We start from the raw sequence: 19,376 nt of genomic DNA, 5'->3' as shown, positions 1-19,376 counted from the left end.
GTCTGAGGCCATGAGGGCCAATCTTTATACAACCACCCGATTTTCCCGAAAAAAACGGCGGCAGTTATTGGGTTGCTACAATTGCTTCTACACTTCGATCTGCTCAGACCAGATCAATGCATTCACATGCGCCACGTTAACCGCATCTGCATCAAGGCCGCAATCGGTGGAATAGCGAGAGATGGTGTCCTGATCGAAATTTTCGCAGGCAATGGCCAGTTGCAGATATGGCGCATACAGACCCTCGCGCCGGATCAAGGCGTCGACAACCGGTTTCGGCAGGTTCAGGCGGGCGAGCGCATCCCCCATGGGTATATTGAGCAGGGCATCCAGCAACGAAAAAATGCCGACGATAAACAAGCCGCCGAGTTCGGCTGGCCGCAGCCTGGTTTTGCCGAGCGACTCGCAGAAACGCCCGCGCACCAGTGCGTTTTTGAGTAGTGAGCGGCTGCGTTCATCCGCTTTCCCGCTGGAAAACATCAGCAGGGTGAGCCAACGGTACAACTGATCGTAGCCGATGAGCGTGATGGCATGCCCAATCGACTGGATTTGTTTCTGCATGCCGTTTGCCGGTGAATTAATGTAATTCAGCAAACGGTAGGTCAAGGCCGCATCCAGTTTGACCTTTTCTTCCAGCGCGTGAATATCGGCACGGTTGATGACCAGGTTGAGCAGTTCCATTACGCGAATGCGATTACTGTCCATGCGGTGCGGCGCAGCGGGCTGCAGGCAGGTAAAGTAGTAACCCTGAAACAGGTTAAAAGAAAGCTTACGGTAAGCCTCGAATGCTTCTTCCGTTTCTACTTGAGTGGCAATCAGGGTGGGCCCATGCATTTTAAGCAGTGCGACAGCCTGCTCACTCAATTGCAGCGCATCGTATTGACGTGTGTTAATCCTGACGTAACGGCAAAGTTCTAGCAGCGGATTCAGTTCCGGGCGGTATTCGAAATCTTCCAGTGCAATCTGGATGCCACGGGCAGTGAGTTCGCGGCATCGCTCAACCAGTTCTTGAATATCGGTTTTTTCAGGGCAAATAGCGACGACGATATTTTTTGCCGGCAGCTCATTCAGCAGGGGGTTGTCCAGCATGGAGGGAGACAGACTGATGAAGGTCAGCTTGGCGCCCAACGCCTTCTGGAAAGCGAGGTCGATGACGCCGATCACCAGCATTTCATTCTGCGCCTGTTGTCGTGCGCCTTCAGTTAACTCTTCCGGGGACAACACACCGCTTCTTATCTTCAGCTCGTATCCAACAATCCGGGATGCATCATCCAGGATCGGCTGGCGACCGAGAAAGCGCTGTAACGTGGCTTTTGCACCTGCGCGGGTCTCGTGTTCCGGGTTATCCAGCAAGGTTTCGATTCCACCGGGGGGAGGGGTGAACGATCTATCGCGACCACCGGTGATCAGTCTGAGGTATTTCTCTAGCATATAGGCTCTTCGCATAACATCCAGCAACAGGACACTAGCATGCAATAACCCGCATACTTTGTAAATGTTCGTGGGAAAGGTTTTCCACGGCCAAATCAGGCCACTTGCTGGAGACGTCCCATCATGTCGCTGACTGCACGGTCGATCAATGCTTCATCGTTGATGATTTGTGCCTGCCCGCTGCGGAATTTCTCCGTGAGGCGGGAAGGCGTAATCGAAAGCGCTCTGGAGCCAAGACGGTTGGTAAACAGGTACAGACCCTTGAGCGGACTCACCCACGCCAGCTTGCTGCGCGAGGTGGTGCCATCCGCCTGGACGAACTCAATCCATGTACCGCGCTTGAGTTTTGCCACTAACGCACCAGAGTCATCATTTTGAAGTTCATTAGCCTGCCACGGTACATCGCTGATTGGCACTTCCTCCAGATCAAAGTCTGCAGGAACAGGTTCCTCAGAAATCTGCTGAATAAGCGCCAAATCCGGCGCAGGGGCTTCAGGCGACGGGGTGATTTCTTCAAAATCCGTCGGCGCTTCGGCCACAACCTCTGTCTCTTCCGCAAGATTCTCTATGTCCGTGTCTTGCCATGCTTCTTCATCTTCAGCGCGCAAGCCAGATTTCACCGCATCCGCATGACAGCGGATGAGCTTGGCGAAGAATTGGTCGCGTTCGTCACCCGTCACGTCAATAGCGGCCATACCCTGCTGTAAGCGTTTCAGCAAATTAGGCAGCAGGCCAACCAGCTTTTTGCGGTCATCCGGCACTTCCTTGGCGACCACGCTCCATATCAGTTGATCCATTGTTTCCAGCGCTTCGTTCCATGCCTGGCTGTCTTCGCCAGATTTCTGATAGGTTAAGCTGAGCATGGACGCCCACTGGTGGGACAGGAATTCACGAATAATCTGTGGCAGTTTGCGCGATTCGATGCGACGTTTCACTTCGTCGTGCGCCATAATCCTGGCGATCTCTTCCTGCTCACGGGTCTGCACTACCTGAGCACTGCGCCCAGTCAGTTCGTCAGCACGCTCTTTCTCCGCTGCAAGATAGCTTTCCAGTTCTTCCTGCATATCGGCGAATACACCGACCTTATCTTCAAACTCGTTCAGGATGCGCTGTACCAGATGATCCACCTTCTTGTACAAGCCTCCCTGATGACCTTCTTCCTCATCCCAGCCAATCGCAGCATCTGCCAGCGTATCTAGGAACTTGCGGGCTGGATGCGCTTTTTTTGAGAAAAACGTTTTATCCAGCATGGCCACTTTAAGAACTGGTATTTGCAGCCTGCCGATTAACGCCTTCATGGCATCCGGAATATTACGGTCATCCAGAATATAGTCGAACAGCATGGCGACAATATCCAGCGTCATAGCATCGACGTGCCCCATGACGCTGGCCATACCGCTTGATTTTATTTCACGTAGAACATTCGTACGGCCATTAGCCAGCAGTGCAGGATTGAGCATGACACCTTCACCCAATACCCCTTCAAACTGACCCTGTTGCAACTTGGTCAGCGTACTCATTACTCCTGCGCTTTGTACAGCAGCGCCGTCCGAAGGCATTGTGCCTCCGATGGCTCCAGGCTGACCGGCTTGTTGTGGCACGCCCATTCCCGCCATACCCGAATTGCCAAGTGAGACGAGCTGTTGCAAGGTTGCAAATAAATCCGGTCCATTCGCCGTTGGCTCGGAACCCGTTGCACCAGCGGCGTGGAATTCAGGCTGGCGGGCAGCAGAACCACCGTGCTTCTTCATGCCAACCCGAATTTTGGGCAGCACGCCCTTTTCCACCAAATGCTGGTTGATGTCCTGGTACATATTTTTGATCTGATCCGGCATGTACTTGTTGAACATCATGACCAGCAGCAGCTTGACCTTCACGCTGCTGTCCAGCTCCTTGAGCGCTTCCATGAAGCTGGAACCGATTGCCTCCGGGCCAATCGGGTTGTCGGCGGAATCCAGCTCATGCACATGCAACAGCGTGCCCAGACGTTTTTCGATACCGAACAGTTCCTCGGCACAGGTACCATGAATGTTATTTGTAATATTGGCCAAGGCCAGGGATTCTTCCAGAGCATCCAGGTCGATCAGGCTAAGCTCCATCTCGGCGAGGTTGAATGATGATGCGCTGGAGGGCTGCGCGTATTTTCCTTTCCTGATGTGCTTGTTGAAACCCTGGATAAATTGTCGTTTGAACCCGGTTGTAATGGCTTCTTTTTCGTCGCGCGCGAGCGCCATCCCGTCCATGTAGAGATTGCGCATTTCACCGCCGAGGGATTTTTCGGCCTGCTCGAACAACTCGTTCACAGCCTTGTCCAGCATGGCAGCAGCAAATTGCGCCAGCTGTGCGGCGGCCATGTCTCGGCAATCATTGAGCAGAGGCACGCCGGAGGCTCCGGATACGGCACGCAGCTTATCGAACTTGCTCATATCCACGACATTTTTGTACGAGCTAGTGCTCATAATGGTTCTCCTGGTTAGCGGAGCGCAACGGTTGTGCCGAAAAACAGGTCCAGGGAATAGAGAATGCAGGCGAAAAGGAACGACGACTGGCTGACAGAAAGCGCCAGTCTGGCTCACCCAGCAATCCCGCTATCGTAGAGCTTTCGCCCCTTAGACCGGAAACTTTGCGCCCCCACCTTTCGATGGGTTTACCTTTTTTGGTTACTATAAAAATATCAGACAGAACAGCGTTTTGCAATAAATAATCGAGGGAATTTCAACAGAATTAACAAACTTTAATTTTGGCAGCACAGATTGAGGTGTGTCAGTTCATATTAGATATTCATCTGGCAAGATGGAAGTGGGGGGGTTCCCCTACATCAACACAATATCGTACTGCTCTTGGCTGTACTGACTTTCCACCTGAAGATAAATCGGCTTGCCGATAAAATCTCCCAACTGCGCCAGGCTTTGTGATTCCTCGTCGAGAAACAAGTCGATCACCTGCTGGGAAGCGAGTATGCGAAACTCGCGCGAACTGAACTGGCGCGCCTCACGCACTAGCTCGCGCAGAATGTCGTAGCACACTGTCTGCGCCGTCTTCAGAACACCTCGCCCCTGACAGGTGGAGCAGGGCTCGCACAGGATGTGGGCCAGGCTCTCGCGGGTGCGTTTGCGCGTCATCTCCACCAGGCCAAGCGCTGAGAAACCGTTTACTGTCATGCGCGTACGGTCTTTCGCCAACGTCTTCTTGAACTCGGCAAGGACGGCGGTCTTGTGCTCCTCGTTGTCCATATCGATAAAATCCACGATGATGATGCCGCCGAGGTTTCTTAGCCGCAACTGCCGGGCGATCGCCTGCGCCGCTTCGAGGTTGGTTTTGAAAATTGTGTCGTCGAAATTACGTCCGCCGACGAAGCCGCCGGTGTTCACGTCCACCGTGGTCAATGCCTCGGTCTGGTCGATAATCAGGTAGCCGCCCGACTTCAGGTCGACGCGCCGCGCCAGCGCTTTCTCGATCTCGTTTTCCACGCCATGCAGATCGAACAGCGGTCGCTCACCGGCATAATGTTCGAGCAGGCCGACGACGTTACTGGTGTACTCGAGGGCGAAACCCTGCATTTTCTGGAAGGTCTCACGCGAATCCACCCGAATTCGGATGGTTTCTTCATTGACGAAATCGCGTAGCACCCGCAGAGAAAGATTCAGGTCATGGTAGAGCATAGTGGTCGGCTTGGCGCTCTTGGCTTTGTCGTTGATATCGCGCCACTGCTTGCGCAGGTACTCGACATCGGCCTCAAGCTCGCTGCCGGAGGCCGCTTCCGCCATAGTGCGGATGATGAAACCACCGCCTGCGTCGGGTTGCAATAGATGCTGCAACTTTTCGCGCAGCAGTTCACGCTCGGCTTCGTCCTCGATGCGCTGGGAGATGCCGATGTGCGTCTCCTGCGGCAAAAACACCAGGAAGCGTCCGGCGATGCTGATCTGGGTGGAAAGGCGTGCGCCCTTGGTGCTGATGGGATCCTTGATCACTTGCACTAGCAGGGTCTGTCCCTCGTGCAATATCCTCTCAATCAGCCGGGTTTCCACATCCTGGCGCTCCTGCCAGATGTCCGCCACATGCAGAAAAGCGGCGCGATCCAGACCGATTTCGACGAATGCGGACTGCATCCCCGGCAGTACTCGGCACACCCGGCCAACGTAGATGTTGCCGACAAGACCGCGACTGCTCATGCGCTCGATATGGATTTCCTGCACCACACCCTGTTGCATGACTGCCACCCGGGTTTCCTGCGGGGTGACATTGATTAAAATTTCTTCACTCATATTTTTTCTTGGAAAAACTCATGGAACCGCAGAGGGTGCGAAGGAATTCAGAAAAGGGCACGCCATTGCACGCTCACCAGCAGGGACATTCGGCTTAAGTTTATCGCTTTTTCGAGTTGGGCGATAAAACCGCTCATCTCTGCTTACCCTGTTTCCTCCGCGACCTCCGCCATTTGTACTGCTTTCAGATTTACAAAACTTCAATGCCGAACCCTGCCAGCAGCTCTGTCGTTTCGTATAGCGGCAGCCCCATCACGCCGGAGTAACTGCCCTCGATTTTCTCGATGAACGCCGCCGCATGTCCCTGAATCGCGTAAGCCCCAGCCTTGTCGAGCGATTCACCGGTCATGGCATAACGACGAACGGCATGATCGGTCAGTTTGCCGAATTGTACGATAGTGGCTGACAGTTTTTGCTCGATTCTCCCTGCATTCGCCACCGCCACGGCAGTGAGTACTTCATGTCTTTTTCCCGACAACGCCAGCAACATCTCCATGGCCTCGTCCCGGTTCGCGGGTTTGCCCATGATCCTGTCGTTCAACACCACCGCAGTATCTGCCGCCAGCACGGGAAAATGCGGCAGCCTGCGCTGCTGCACGCGCTGCCAACCGGCCTCGGCCTTGGCGTGGCTGACCCGCAGCACGTAATCATGCGGGTTCTCGCCGGGCAAGGGGCTCTCGTCCAAATCGTTGCCACGCGACGGGTCATCCCGAAGCAGCAACAATTCGAAACCGACGCCGATTTGCGCGAGCAACTCTCGCCGGCGTGGCGAACGCGATGCCAAGTAAATTTTTTTGTCTAAAATCAAACCATTACTCCCGATGATAGGGGTGATTCTGGATTACGGTCACGGCGCGATACAGCTGTTCTGCCAGAACTACCCGTACCAGACCATGGGGCAGCGTCAAGCGGGACAGGGACCAGAGCCGGCTGGCTTGGCGCTTCACCTCCGGATGCAAGCCATCCGCACCTCCGATGACGAAAGCCACATCGCGCCCGCCACGCATCCAGTCTTTCAACTCATCGGCAAGCTCCAGGGTGCTCCAGTCCTTGCCATGCTCATCCAGCACGACTCGCACGCAATCGGCAGGCAGGGCGGCCTCGATGCGGCTCCGTTCTGCCTCGTGAACCTGTTCCCGGGTTTTTCCCCCAGCCCGCTTTTCCGGTTTGATCTCGGCCAGTTCGATACGGGACTCGCGCGGCATGCGCTTGGTGTACTCCCCGAAACCTTCATTCACCCAGGCGGGCATCTTGTGGCCAACCGCCATAATCAACAGTTTCACGGATGAGCTGTGGGTTCCGCCAATTTCGGTTTCTTGCTCATCGGCGGCCCACCCCACAATTGCTCGAGATTGTAATATTCCCGTATCGTGGGCTGCATGATGTGAACGATCACCGACCCGAGGTCGACCAATACCCACTCGCCGGTTTCCAATCCCTCCACGCCCTGCACATGCGCACCGGCTTCCTTGAGCTTTTTCTGAACGTTATCGGCCAGGGCCCGGGTCTGACGGTTGGAATCGGCGCTGGCTACGATCATGAAATCGGTCATGCTGGTGAGCTTGCGTACATCCATTACCGCGATATCGCGCGCCTTGATGTCCTCCAGCGCGGAAATTACCGCTTGTTTCATCGCTTCAGGTTCCATTAATGTCCTTATAAAGTCCGTTTGTCTGAATATAATCGAGAACCGCGTCGGGGAGCAAATAACGCGGACTGTGGCCGGCGGTGAGCTCGCTGCGAATTTGTGTGGCGGAAATATCGAGCGCCGTGACCGGATGAACCAGAATTGCGCCAGAGAGCTCATCACGCAAGGCTTCCGGCTCATGGGTCAGGCGCCGGTTGAGTTCATTCAGCAACTCGGCAGGCAGGGTTGCGGCGGCCCGGGTTATGCCGTCCACACCCGGACGTTGTGCCACCACGATATGGGCCAGATCGAACAGTTCGCGCCAGCGATGCCAGGCAGCCAGGCCGAGGAAAGCGTCCGCGCCCATGAACAGGCACAGCGACTGCATCGCGCCCAGCTCCCGGCGCAACTCCAACAGGGTTTCCACCGTAAAGCATGGGGTTGGCTTGAAGACTTCCCGCTCGTCGAGCGAGAATAACGGGTTGCCTGCAATGCCCAGACGCGCCATTTCCAGCCGTTGTTGCGGCGAGGCAAAGGGCTGGGCGCGATGTGGAGGCAGCCCCGCCGGAATGAAGCGAACCTCGCTCAGAGCCAGTCCTTCCGCCAGCTCCTGCGCCAGCCGCAGATGGCCAAAATGCAGGGGGTCGAACGTGCCGCCAAGTATGCCGATAGGGAATGTCATCTGGTGAGGCGTAAGGGGTGAGGAGAGAGGCGGAAAGACAACCCCCCTCCGCAGCACCGTTTTTGACTGTCTGCCTCACCCCTCACTTTCTCACCCCTCACCTATCAGTGATCTTCAAGGTGATGAGTTTCCTCAGCTGGCAGGCCGGTGTCGGGGTCATTCCAGTCCGCAATACCGATTTCCGCCTCCACTTCCGCCAGCGATTCGCCGGGCTCGTAATCGGAGTCGGCGCTATATTCCATGTCCTGCACCGCATCCAGTAGCGTCGGGAATGGCCCGAACACTTTGTCGGTTTCCTTGTCCTGCCAGTAAAAACCATCCGGTCGTTCGATAATCCGGGTTTGGTCATATCCGGCTGGAGTTTCTGGAATGTTGATCGTCATACCGCCCTCCTTAGTAAAAATCTGTTAACTAGCCACGAACGTGGCCATCACCCAGAACGATGAATTTCTGGCTGGTCAAGCCTTCCAGCCCGACCGGGCCGCGTGCATGTATCTTGTCGGTGGAGATGCCGATTTCCGCTCCCAGCCCGTATTCGAAACCGTCAGCGAAACGGGTCGAGGCGTTTACCATCACCGAGCTGGAATCCACTTCGCGCAGGAAACGGCGCGCCCGGCTGTAGTCCTCGGTAACGATAGACTCGGTGTGCTGCGAGCTGTAGGTGTTGATGTGCTCGATCGCCTCATCGATGTCCTTCACCACCCGCACCGAAAGGATAGGAGCGAGGTATTCAGTGTGCCAGTCTTCCTCGGTGGCTTCCTTCATCTGCGGAATGATCGCGCGCGAAGCCGGACAGCCGCGCAGCTCCACGCCCTTGTCCAGATAGATCTTGCACAGCGGTGGCAGCACCGTCACTGCCACACCTTCCGCCACCAGCAGGGTTTCCATCGTGTTGCAGGTGCCGTAGCGGCTGGTCTTGGCGTTGTCGGCGATCCGGATCGCCTTGTCCAAATCCGCCTTGTCGTCGATATAGACATGGCAAACGCCATGCAGGTGCTTGATCACCGGGATGCGCGCCTCGGCGATCAGGCGCTCAATCAACCCCTTGCCGCCGCGCGGCACGATCACGTCGACGAATTCCTTCATGGTGATCAACTCGCCCACTGCGGCGCGATCGGTAGTTTCTATCACCTGCACCGCCGTCGGCGGCAAACCGGCAGCTGCCAGCCCTTCGCGCACACAGGCGGCGATCGCCTGGTTGGAGTGAATTGCTTCCGAACCGCCGCGCAGGATCGCCGCATTACCGGATTTCAGGCACAGCCCGGCGGCATCCGCCGTGACGTTGGGGCGGGCCTCGTAGATGATCCCGATCACGCCCAGTGGAACGCGCATCTTGCCCACCTGGATACCGGAAGGACGGTAGTTGAGGCCAGTGATTTCCCCCACCGGATCGGGCAAGGCGGCAATCTGCAACAGCCCCTCCGCCATGCCGGCAACGCCTTTTTCGGTCAGGGCCAGGCGGTCGAGCAACGCTTCTTCCAGGCCGGCCTCGCGAGCTTCGGCCAGGTCCTTGGCATTCGCCTCAATCAGCTTGGCGGCATCGCGCTGGATCGCCGCAGCCATCGACGTCAGCGCCTTGTTCTTGGCATTGGTGTCGGCCTTCGCCATCAGGCGGGAAGCCGCGCGCGCCTGCTGACCGACAGTTTGCATGTAAGCTTTGATGTCCATGTTCACACCCTTTTCCGATTCAAGTCCGGGCTATCCCCAGCCCCAATTGCATTAGCTCGTCCCACACGTCGCCGCGTGCCAGACCCTTGATCATTCGGTCCAGCGCCGCGGCCTGCTTCAACCCCGCCACCAGCCGAGTTTCGCTCAGCCGACCCAGTGCGCGCTGCACCAAACCTTGACGGGATTCCCATACCCGCGCCTCGCGGAACAGCTGTGGCAGGGCGGCGCCCTTGCGCTGACCCTGCTTTAATTTTGCCAAGGTGCGGATTTCCTGGGTCAGCGCCCACAGCGCCAGCGTTGGCGCCACACCCTCGCCCTTCAGCCCTTCCAGAATCCGCACCAGACGGACGACATCTCCTGCCAGCATAGCATCGGAGAGGTTAAACACATCATAGCGCGAGACATCCAGCACCGCTTCGCGAACCGGGTCAAACAACAGCGGGCCTTCGGGGAACAACAACCCGAGCTTCTGGATTTCCTGGTATGCCGCCAAAAGGTTGCCCTCGACGCGGTCTGCCAGAAACTGCAAGGTCGTCGTGTCGGCACGCTGTTTCTGTGCCGCCAGCCGCAACCCGATCCATTGCGGCAGTCGCGCCCGCTCCACCGGATAAACCGGTATCGCCGTGCCGGCCTGCTCCAGCGCCTTGAACCATTTCGTCGCCTGCGCCTGCTTATCAAGCTTGGGGCAAGTTACCACGGTGATAGTGTCATCCGGCAACCGCGCGCAATAATCCTGCAGCGCCTGACCACCCTCCGTGCCCGGCTTGCCGGTGGGGATGCGAATTTCAATGATACGCCTGGTCGCGAATAGCGACAGACTGTTGCCGCTCGTCAGCAGATTTTGCCAGCTGAAGCCGGGCTCAACCGTAAACACCTCGCGCTCGACATAGCCCTCCTGTCGGGCTTTGGCGCGGATCGCATCGGCAGCCTCCAGCGCCAGCAACGGCTCATCGCCGTAGATCAGGTACAGCGGCGCGAGGCTGCGCTGCAAATGCGCCCCCAGCTGATCCGCGTTAAGGCGTGACATCCGCAAATTGCGGCTTGGCCTTCGCTAGACGCCGCATCAGTTGGCCAATTACATCTTTTTGCATATCGGCATAGAGCAGCGCCTCTTCTCCCTGCTTCGCCAGAACCAGCGCATCGTCCCAGAGCATGGCGCGCCTCATTTCGATTGGCTGGGGAGTGATCAAGTTACGCCCCTCCTTGTCCGTCAAGCGAAAGCCCACGCGATAAATCAATTCGTATTCCCTTACCCGCCCGGCACCACTCAGCGCTAGAATTCGCTTTTCAATTGTGGCCCCCTGGACCTGCAACACCGCCTGCGCGTCTTCAGCCTTGTCGGTTAGCTTGGTCTGCGTCCCGGAGCTGATCGCCCGGCCGATCTCCGCCGCCAGCGCAGGATTGCCGCTGCCATCCACATACAGGGACTCGAACGGCAGAGTCGCCACGCCGCGCAACTGAAAGCCGCAAGCGGCTAGCAGCAGGGTCAGGATGAATCCGGTCAGCACATTCCGCATCGGTTTCCTTTGTCTAAATAACCACGTTAACCAGCCTGCCCGGCACCACGACGATCTTCTTCGCCGGCTTGCCTTCCATGAACTTCTGCACATTGGGGTTAGCCAAAGCCAGTTGCTCTATCGCTTCTTTCGATGCGTCCTTGGCAACGGCGATGCTGCCCCTGAGCTTGCCGTTGACCTGCAGCACCAGTTCGATTTCATCCTGCACCAGCGCCACCGCATCAACTTGCGGCCAAGGGGCATCGAGCAGATTGGCGCCGTCCTTGAGTTCGGCCCACAGCGCCTGGCAGACATGCGGCACGATCGGTGCAAGCAATTGCACCGCCGCCTCCAGAGCCTCCTGCATCACAGCGCGCCCGGCAGGGCTGTCATCGCCGGATTTGGCCAGCGCATTCATCAGCTCCATCACGGCGGCAATGGCGGTATTGAACTGCTGGCGACGACCGTAGTCGTCGCTGACTTTCTGTATGGTGCCATGCAACTGGAAGCGCAGCGCCTTGAGTTCGGCGGAAAGATCGCCGCCCTTGAACCCCTCTACCACGCCCTTTTCGATATGATCGTGTACCGCCTTCCAGAGTCTTTTCAGAAAGCGGAACGCGCCTTCCACCCCGGCATCGGACCACTCCAGGCTTTGCTCCGGTGGTGCTGCGAACATCATGAACAGGCGCGCAGTATCGGCGCCGTACTGGTCGATCAGCGCCTGGGGGTCAACCGTATTGCCCTTGGACTTGGACATTTTGGTGCCGTCCTTGAGTACCATACCCTGAGTCAGCAGCTGGGTGAAGGGTTCGTCGCAATTCACCAGCCCGACGTCACGCATCAGCTTGTTGAAGAAGCGCGCATACAACAGATGCAGAATGGCGTGCTCGATGCCGCCGATGTACTGGTCGACCGGCAGCCAGTAGTTGGCGCGCTCGTCGAGCATGGCCTGGTCGTTGTCCGGGCAAGTATAGCGGGCGTAATACCAGGACGACTCGACGAAAGTGTCCATGGTGTCGGTCTCGCGCTCGGCGGGGCCGCCGCACTTGGGACAGGTAGTTTCGTAGAAGGACGGCATTTTCTTGATCGGCGAACCGATGTCGATCTTCACGTCCTCCGGCAACACCACCGGCAGGTCTTTTTCCGGCACCGGCACGTCGCCGCAGCTCGCGCAATGAATAATCGGGATCGGGCAGCCCCAGTAGCGCTGGCGCGAGATACCCCAGTCGCGCAGGCGGAACTGGGTGCGCTTGGCGCCCAGGCTCCTGGCTTCGAGGTCGGCGGCGATAGCATCGGAAGCCTGACTGAAATCCAGTCCATCGTACTTGCCGGAGTTAACGCAGACGCCATGCTCGGCATAGGCATCCTGCCACGGCGCAGGGGCGACATCACCAGCCGATGTACGGATCACGGCCCTGACCGGCAAACCATATTTGGCGGCAAAAGCGAAGTCGCGCTCGTCATGGGCCGGAACGGCCATCACCGCGCCCTCGCCATAACCCATCAGCACATAGTTGGCCACCCACACCGGCAGTTTCTCGCCATTGAGCGGGTGCGTCACGAAGCGACCCGTGGGCAGGCCCTTCTTTTCCATCGTCGCCATGTCGGCTTCCGCTACGCTGCCGTGCTTGCATTCCTCAATGAAAGCGGCAAGCTCCGAATTGCCCTGAGCGGCTTCGGCGGCGAGCGGGTGCTCGGCGGCCACCGCCACATAGGTCGCGCCCATCAGGGTGTCGGGGCGGGTGGTGTAAACCTTTAAAACCGGGTGAGGGGTGAGGAGTGAGGGGTGAGAAGAACCCGCATTTTCCGCATAGGGGAAATGAACTTCGGCACCGAAGCTCTTGCCGATCCAGTTCTTCTGCATGGTTCTGACCTGCTCCGGCCAGCCGGTCAACTTGTCCAGGTCGGCGAGTAGCTCTTCGGCGTAGGCGGTGATCTTCATGAAATACATCGGGATCTCGCGCTTTTCCACCGGCGCGCCTGAACGCCAGCCGCAACCGTCGATCACCTGCTCGTTGGCAAGCACGGTCATGTCCACCGGGTCCCAGTTCACCGTGGCGAGCTTTTTGTAGATCAGGCCTTTTTCGAACAATTTTGTGAACAGCCACTGTTCCCACTTGTAATAGTCAGGCTTGCAGGTAGCCAGTTCACGGCTCCAGTCTATGGCCAGACCGAGGCTTTTGAGCTGTCCGCGCATGTAGTCGATGTTGGAGTAGGTCCACGCCGCTGGCGCCACCTTGTTCTGGATCGCCGCATTTTCAGCAGGTAGGCCGAAGGCGTCCCAGCCCATCGGCTGTAGCACGTTGAATCCCTGGAAACGGTGGTAGCGCGCCAGCACGTCGCCGATGGTGTAGTTGCGCACGTGCCCCATGTGCAACTTGCCGGAAGGATAGGGGAACATCGACAGGCAGTAGTATTTTGGCTTGTCGGAGATTTCCACGGCCTTGAAGGCATTGCTTTGATCCCAGAAAACCTGGGTCTGACGCTCGATCTCAGTGGGTAAGTATTGCGCTTGCATGAGCGGTTGATATTCCTCTTTAACGATATGCAATTATACCCGCGAACGGCAGGCTCGGTTTACGCCATATCAAAACAAGCGCCCTTTACCAGTGCACCCGTTCCCGCTTGCGGGAGAGTTGAGGTAAGGTGCGTCGACAAGGCATCTTTTATCCCTCCATTCAAGAATCGAATGCCCCGCATAGTGACAAAAGCGGCAGCGCCAGATTATACTCGACCCATTCGTAATTAATGACTTAAGCAGCGGGAGGAAAGCCAGATGTCCAAGAAGCACCCAGTAATTGCGGTTACCGGTTCGTCCGGTGCCGGCACAACCACCGTCAAGGTTGCATTCGAACACATTTTCCTCCGGGAAAACATCTTGGCGGCCGTAGTGGAAGGCGACAGCTTCCACTCGCTGAACCGTGCTCAATTCAAGGAAGCGGTAAGCAAGGCCGAAGCCCAGGGCAATAACCATTTCAGCCATTTCGGTCCGGAAGCCAATCACTTCGACAAAATCGAAGCTTTATTCAAGAGCTACGGCGAAACCGGCAGCGGCAAGAAACGCTACTACCTGCACAACGCCGATGAAGCCGAGTCACACAATACCCGTCTGAAGCTGAAAACCAAGCTGGGTGCCGGCGAATTCACACCATGGGAAGACATCCCCGGCGGCACTGATATCCTGTTCTACGAAGGCCTGCACGGCTTGGCAGCGAACGGCAAAACGGATGCATCCAAATATGTGGATCTAGGTGTCGGCGTGGTACCGATCGTCAACCTGGAATGGATCCAGAAAATCCATCGCGACGCCAAGGAGCGCGGCTACACGGCCGAAGCCACGGTAGAAACCATCCTGCGCCGCATGCCTGACTACATCAACTACATTACTCCACAGTTCTCGCGCACCGACGTCAACTTCCAGCGCGTGCCGACCGTGGACACCTCCAACCCTTTCATCGCCCGTGACATTCCGACGCCCGACGAAAGCTTTGTAGTGATCCGGTTCAAGGACCCTAAGGGGATCGATTTTCCTTATCTGCAAAGCATGATCCACGACTCATTCATGTCGCGCCGCAACACTCTGGTAGTGCCAGGCGGCAAAATGGGCTTCGCGATGGAAGTGGTTCTCGCCCCGATGATCCACGATATGATGGAAGCCAAGAAAAAGAGCAAGAAATAAACTCTGCACCTGAAACAAAAAAAGCCGGGAGTTTCCCGGCTTTTTTTGTGCCTGAAACTCCTATCCTACTCGAATAACATAGTCACTTCGTGTGTGTCGCCATGCCGCTCGATGCTGATATCGTCGCAGGCCCGCTTCGCAAGGTTGATCATGTTGGCGTTATAGGCCTGAATTTCGGCGGTGAAGCCCCGCAAACCGCGCTTCTTGGCATGCTCCATGAGCCTGAGCTGCATGGCGGTGCCGATTCCCTTACCCTGCCATCCCGGCGCCACCATATAGGCGACCTCCGCCATATTGGCGGATGGGTTCACAAAGTAAAATGCGCTGCCGATAATAGCTTCCTTTCCTTTCTCGCCATACAGCACCAGGAAAGCCACCTCGCTATCCTGGTCGACATGGCACAGGCGCTGCGCCTCGGCATCGGAAAGATGGCTCAGGCGCCGGAAAAAACGCGTGTAACGATCTTCCTTGCTCATGCTCCGGAAAAAACCCTGCAAAGCCGTCGTATCGCCTGCCCGGGTCGGACGTATCAGCACCGTCTTCTGGTCCCTCAGGAGCAGGCGCCGCTCCTCCCTGTCCGAAACCGCGGCGGCCTTCTTGAGCGACAGCCCTTTCTCGACATAACCTAGCTTCCTGGCCTCTTTCAGCAGCTTGGAGCGGAAATCCGGATGGGCGATCCGAATCAGCGCGAGCGCCCTTTCGCGAATCGACTTGCCAAACAGGTAGGCAACTCCATACTCGGTCACCACATAGTGTACGTCAGACCGCGCAATGGTCACGCCCTCGCCCCCCAGCAGCAACGGACGGATGCGCGACACCTTGCCGTCCTCCGACGTAGAGGTCAGACAGACGACGGGCTTACCGCCGGGCGACAGGGCCGCGCCCCGAATAAATTCCGCCTGCGTCGACACCCCGCCGCAAAACTGGCCAGCAAACTGGTCAGTGCAAATCTGCCCGGTCAGGTCAACCGAGCAGACCTGATTCACTGAAACCATCTTGTGCTGCAAGGCAATGGTACCGACTGCGCTGACGCGCTCGATAGCCTGGAAGGAAAACAGGGGGTTGCCGTCGATCAGATCGTAAAGCCGCCGAGTGCCCAGGCAGTAGCTGCCGACGATCATCCCCCGGAACCGGCTTTTGCTGCGGCCGGTCACCACCCCTTTCTCCAGCAGTTCGACCAGAGCATCCGTAATGACGTCCGTATGAATGCCGAGATCACGCCGGTCACCGAGATACCGAAGCGTCGCCTGCGGCAGGTTGCCCAGCCCGATCTGCAAGGTGGAGCGGTCTTCGATGATGCTCGCGATACGCCGTGCTATCTGCTCAGTCACCTCGTCGAGGGGCACCGCAGGCACTTCGATAACCGGCGTGTCATACCAGACCATGCGGTCGAAGCGGCTGACATGGACGAGGCTGTCCCCGGTGGTGCGGGGCATATTGGGGTTGATTTCGGCTATCACGCGCCGTGCGTTCTGGACCATCGAGGCGGTCACGTCGACCGAAACGCCCAGGCTCAAATAGCCGAACTCGTCCGGCGGGGACACCTGGACAAACGCCACGTCGATCGGGATACGCCCGTTTTCGACGAGCCCGGGCACCTGCGACAGTGAGACGGGGATGTATTCGACCAACCCCTTTGCGACGGCAGCGCGCAGGTCGCTGCCGACAAAGAAGCATTTGTGCCTGTACCGCGTCGAGGGTTTGCCTCCCTTGTGCGACACCGCGCCATCGGTCAGGAAATGGTAAAGCGTTACATCAGGGGGCGGTTCGGCAAGATTTTCCAGCGCCTCGCACAGCAGGCGGGGGGTTGCACAAGCTGTACCGAGATAGACATTGTTACCAGCCTGAACCATGGCAACAGCTTCATTCGCCGAAACCATCCTGGACTCGTGTCCCGCCAGAGCGGGATGCATCGAAACGATTTTTGCTAGTTCCATTGTCTGGCTGCCCTCTCTATATTTCCAGATCGAAGATAAAACCTGACCTAACCCTTCAAATCATATTATGTTTATCCCGGCCTGTCTGCTTTAAGCCACCAGACTTCCCTATTTCAGCCGTTCTGGAATGAAAGCAATCTCGTCGCCATCCTTGATCGCCGTCTCTGGGCCTGATGGCTGCCGATTCACCATCACCGCCACCTTATCCCCGGCCAGCGCTTTCCAGCAGGCGTCCTCACGGCGGCCCAGCCAGTCCACCAACTGACTCACGTTGCCGACTGAGACTGGCAGCGTTACCTGTTCCGAGGTGCAGTCCAGCGTTTCGGCCAGTTGTGCGAAATACATCAGTTTCACCATGAAATTTTTCTCCGTTACTTTGACTTATAATCCAGTATTCCCCGCCACGAATCTTACCACGCCATGACCCAGCCTTTCCTTGCCGGCCTCAACCCCGAACAGCTCGAAGCCGCCACCCTGCCGCACCAGTCTGCACTGATCCTGGCCGGCGCCGGCAGCGGCAAGACGCGGGTACTGACCACCCGCATCGCCCATCTGATCCAGACCGGCCAGGCCAGCCCTGCAGGAATCCTGGCCGTGACCTTCACCAACAAGGCCGCCAAGGAAATGCTGACGCGGCTGGGCGCGATGCTGCCGATCAACACCCGCGGCATGTGGATAGGCACTTTCCACGGCCTGTGTAACCGCCTGCTCCGTGCCCACCACCGTGAAGCCGGCTTGCCCGCGCTGTTCCAGATTCTGGATTCAGCCGACCAGCTCGGCGCGATCAAGCGCCTGCTCAAGGCGCTGAATGTCGATGACGAGAAATATCCGCCCAAGCAATTACAGCATTTCATCAACAACACCAAGGATCAGGGGTTACGCGCCAAGGACGTAGAGGCGCACGACCCCTATACGCGCAAGCAGCAGGAACTGTTTGCCGCCTATGACGAGCAGTGCCAGCGCGAGGGCGTGGTGGATTTCGCCGAGCTGTTGCTGCGGAGCTACGAACTGCTTTCCCGCGATGCAAGCTTGCGCGCCCATTACCAGAGCCGCTTTCGCCACATCCTGGTGGACGAATTCCAGGACACCAATCGCCTCCAGTACCTCTGGCTCAAGCAATTGGCAGGACCCGATGCCGCGGTATTCGCGGTCGGCGACGATGACCAGTCGATCTACGCCTTCCGCGGTGCACGGGTAGGCAACATGCAGGATTTCGAGCGTGATTTTGGCGTCGATAAAGTCATCAAGCTGGAGCAGAACTACCGCTCCCATGGCAACATCCTGGATGCCGCCAATGCCCTGATCGCCCACAACCGTGGCCGCCTCGGCAAGAATCTGTGGACTGCCGAGAGCACCGGCGAACCGATCCGCCTGTACGAGGCCGCCAACGACCAGGAAGAAGCCCAGTTCATCGTCGACGAAGCCAAGGCGCTAAAGCGCGAAGGCATAGAGTTCGCTCATATCGCCCTGCTGTACCGCTCCAACGCCCAATCCCGCGTGCTGGAGCACGCCCTGTTCAATGCCGGCATCCCCTATCGCGTCCATGGCGGCCTGCGCTTCTTCGAGCGCCAGGAAATCAAGCACGCGCTGGCCTACTTGCGCCTGATCGGCAACACCGACGACGACGGCGCCTTGTTGCGGGTAATCAACTTTCCGGCTCGCGGCATCGGCGCGCGCAGCCTGGAGCAGCTGCAGGAAATCGCCAGACAAAACCAGTCCAGCCTGTGGCAGGCGGCAAAAAGCGGACAACTCGGCGGTAAGGCAGGAACGAGTATTGGCTCCTTTCTTGAGCTGATCAGGGCAATGCAGGACACCTGCGAAGGACTGCCATTGCCGGAGCAGATCGAGCACATGCTGGCGCAGAGCGGATTGCTGGCGCATTACCAGGCCGAAAAGGACGGCGCCGACCGGGTCGACAACCTCAATGAACTGGTCAATGCCGCCGTCGGCTTCGTCAACGAGATCGAGGACGACAGCCTTGTCGCTTTTCTTACCCATGCCGCGCTGGAGGCGGGCGAGCACCAAGCCGGGGAGGGCAGCGACGCGCTCCAGTTGATGACCGTACATGCCGCCAAGGGGCTGGAGTTCCACGCCGTGTTCCTGAGCGGGCTGGAGGAGGGACTGTTTCCTCATGACAATGCCCGCAACGAAGCGGATGGCGTTGAAGAGGAAAGGCGTTTGATGTACGTCGCCATCACTCGGGCCCGGCGCCGGCTTTACCTCAGTCTGGCACAAAGCCGGATGCTGCATGGCCAGTTCCGCTACGGACTGGCTTCGCGCTTCCTGAACGAAATTCCGGAAAACCTGCTGAAGCGGATCAACCCGGCGCCCAAAGCCTACTATGCGCCGGAAAAGACGACCTGGGCGCCGCAGCCCACGCCTGCCGGCAGCCCAGCCGCCTACAGCCGCGACTCAAGCTCACCCTGGCACGTCGGCCAGAATGTGGCTCACGCCAAGTTCGGCTCGGGCGTTATCGTTAACTGCGAAGGCAGCGGCGCGGATGCAAGGGTACAGGTGAAATTCCGCAATGCCGGGGTGAAGTGGCTGGCGCTGGAGTATGCCAAGCTGACGCCGGCTTAGGCGTGAACGGA

16 protein-coding genes and 1 riboswitch are annotated in these 19,376 nt (G+C 57.8%); of the genes, 2 read left to right on the top strand and 14 right to left on the bottom strand.

Going from position 1 to position 19,376, the window contains the following annotated elements; translation table 11 throughout:
- Nucleotides 1-87: 87 nt before the first annotated feature.
- The 12 genes from SCD_RS00325 to leuS form a co-directional block, all read right to left on the bottom strand.
- Nucleotides 88-1,431, bottom strand: coding sequence for an EAL and HDOD domain-containing protein (locus tag SCD_RS00325; protein WP_041673260.1), 1,344 nt, complete (start codon nt 1,429-1,431; stop codon nt 88-90).
- A 95-nt stretch (nt 1,432-1,526) separates the two neighbouring features.
- Entirely contained in the window at nt 1,527-3,890 is a 2,364-nt protein-coding gene (locus SCD_RS00320) for a DUF1631 domain-containing protein (RefSeq protein WP_009207143.1), read from the bottom strand.
- A gap of 116 nt (nt 3,891-4,006) precedes the next feature.
- Nucleotides 4,007-4,093: riboswitch (cyclic di-GMP riboswitch) on the bottom strand.
- 151 nt (nt 4,094-4,244) lie between these two features.
- Nucleotides 4,245-5,696, bottom strand: coding sequence for a ribonuclease G (gene rng / locus SCD_RS00315; protein WP_009207144.1), 1,452 nt, complete (start codon nt 5,694-5,696; stop codon nt 4,245-4,247).
- Between the two features lie 190 nt (nt 5,697-5,886).
- On the bottom strand, nt 5,887-6,504 hold the full coding sequence (locus SCD_RS00310; RefSeq protein WP_009207145.1) for a Maf family protein: 618 nt from the start codon (nt 6,502-6,504) through the stop codon (nt 5,887-5,889).
- Nucleotides 6,505-6,508: 4 nt separating this feature from the next.
- Nucleotides 6,509-6,979, bottom strand: coding sequence for a 23S rRNA (pseudouridine(1915)-N(3))-methyltransferase RlmH (gene rlmH / locus SCD_RS00305; RefSeq protein ID WP_041673259.1), 471 nt, complete (start codon nt 6,977-6,979; stop codon nt 6,509-6,511).
- Nucleotides 6,976-7,344 carry a ribosome silencing factor gene (gene rsfS, locus SCD_RS00300; protein WP_009207147.1) on the bottom strand — a complete coding sequence of 123 codons (369 nt, stop codon included), beginning with the start codon at nt 7,342-7,344 and terminating at the stop codon, nt 6,976-6,978. The genes rlmH and rsfS overlap by 4 nt, the downstream gene beginning before the upstream one ends.
- A complete protein-coding gene (nadD, locus tag SCD_RS00295; RefSeq protein WP_009207148.1) occupies nt 7,334-8,005 on the bottom strand; it encodes a nicotinate-nucleotide adenylyltransferase in 672 nt (223 codons plus the stop codon). Before nadD ends, rsfS begins: the two co-directional genes overlap by 11 nt.
- 104 nt (nt 8,006-8,109) lie before the next feature.
- Entirely contained in the window at nt 8,110-8,388 is a 279-nt protein-coding gene (locus SCD_RS00290; RefSeq protein ID WP_009207149.1) for a hypothetical protein, read from the bottom strand.
- 28 nt (nt 8,389-8,416) lie between these two features.
- A complete protein-coding gene (locus tag SCD_RS00285) occupies nt 8,417-9,673 on the bottom strand; it encodes a glutamate-5-semialdehyde dehydrogenase (RefSeq protein WP_041673258.1) in 1,257 nt (418 codons plus the stop codon).
- 19 nt (nt 9,674-9,692) lie between these two features.
- On the bottom strand, nt 9,693-10,700 hold the full coding sequence (holA, locus tag SCD_RS00280; RefSeq protein WP_009207151.1) for a DNA polymerase III subunit delta: 1,008 nt from the start codon (nt 10,698-10,700) through the stop codon (nt 9,693-9,695).
- On the bottom strand, nt 10,687-11,190 hold the full coding sequence (locus SCD_RS00275; protein WP_009207152.1) for an LPS-assembly lipoprotein LptE: 504 nt from the start codon (nt 11,188-11,190) through the stop codon (nt 10,687-10,689). Before SCD_RS00275 ends, holA begins: the two co-directional genes overlap by 14 nt.
- Before the next feature lie 13 nt (nt 11,191-11,203).
- Nucleotides 11,204-13,687: a leucine--tRNA ligase gene (leuS, locus tag SCD_RS00270; RefSeq protein WP_009207153.1), complete on the bottom strand. Its 2,484-nt coding sequence runs from the start codon at nt 13,685-13,687 to the stop codon at nt 11,204-11,206.
- Nucleotides 13,688-13,945: 258 nt separating this feature from the next.
- Here leuS and SCD_RS00265 point away from each other — a divergent pair, with 258 nt between their 5' ends.
- Nucleotides 13,946-14,848 (top strand): phosphoribulokinase, encoded by a 903-nt coding sequence (locus tag SCD_RS00265; RefSeq protein ID WP_009207154.1) that lies wholly within the window; start codon nt 13,946-13,948, stop codon nt 14,846-14,848.
- Nucleotides 14,849-14,913: 65 nt separating this feature from the next.
- On the opposite strand, the gene SCD_RS00260 is transcribed toward SCD_RS00265, so the two are convergent.
- Together SCD_RS00260 and SCD_RS00255 are read right to left on the bottom strand one after the other, a co-directional pair.
- Entirely contained in the window at nt 14,914-16,785 is a 1,872-nt protein-coding gene (locus SCD_RS00260; protein WP_009207155.1) for a bifunctional acetyl-CoA hydrolase/transferase family protein/GNAT family N-acetyltransferase, read from the bottom strand.
- Nucleotides 16,786-16,893: 108 nt separating this feature from the next.
- Nucleotides 16,894-17,142 (bottom strand): MoaD/ThiS family protein, encoded by a 249-nt coding sequence (locus SCD_RS00255; protein WP_009207156.1) that lies wholly within the window; start codon nt 17,140-17,142, stop codon nt 16,894-16,896.
- Between the two features lie 63 nt (nt 17,143-17,205).
- Between SCD_RS00255 and SCD_RS00250 the strand changes: the two genes are divergently transcribed.
- Nucleotides 17,206-19,365: a UvrD-helicase domain-containing protein gene (locus SCD_RS00250; RefSeq protein WP_009207157.1), complete on the top strand. Its 2,160-nt coding sequence runs from the start codon at nt 17,206-17,208 to the stop codon at nt 19,363-19,365.
- Nucleotides 19,366-19,376: the final 11 nt, after the last annotated feature.

The organism is Sulfuricella denitrificans skB26 (genome assembly GCF_000297055.2).
GTDB lineage: Bacteria > Pseudomonadota > Gammaproteobacteria > Burkholderiales > Sulfuricellaceae > Sulfuricella > Sulfuricella denitrificans.
This window is presented reverse-complemented; position numbering and strand designations above follow the sequence as displayed.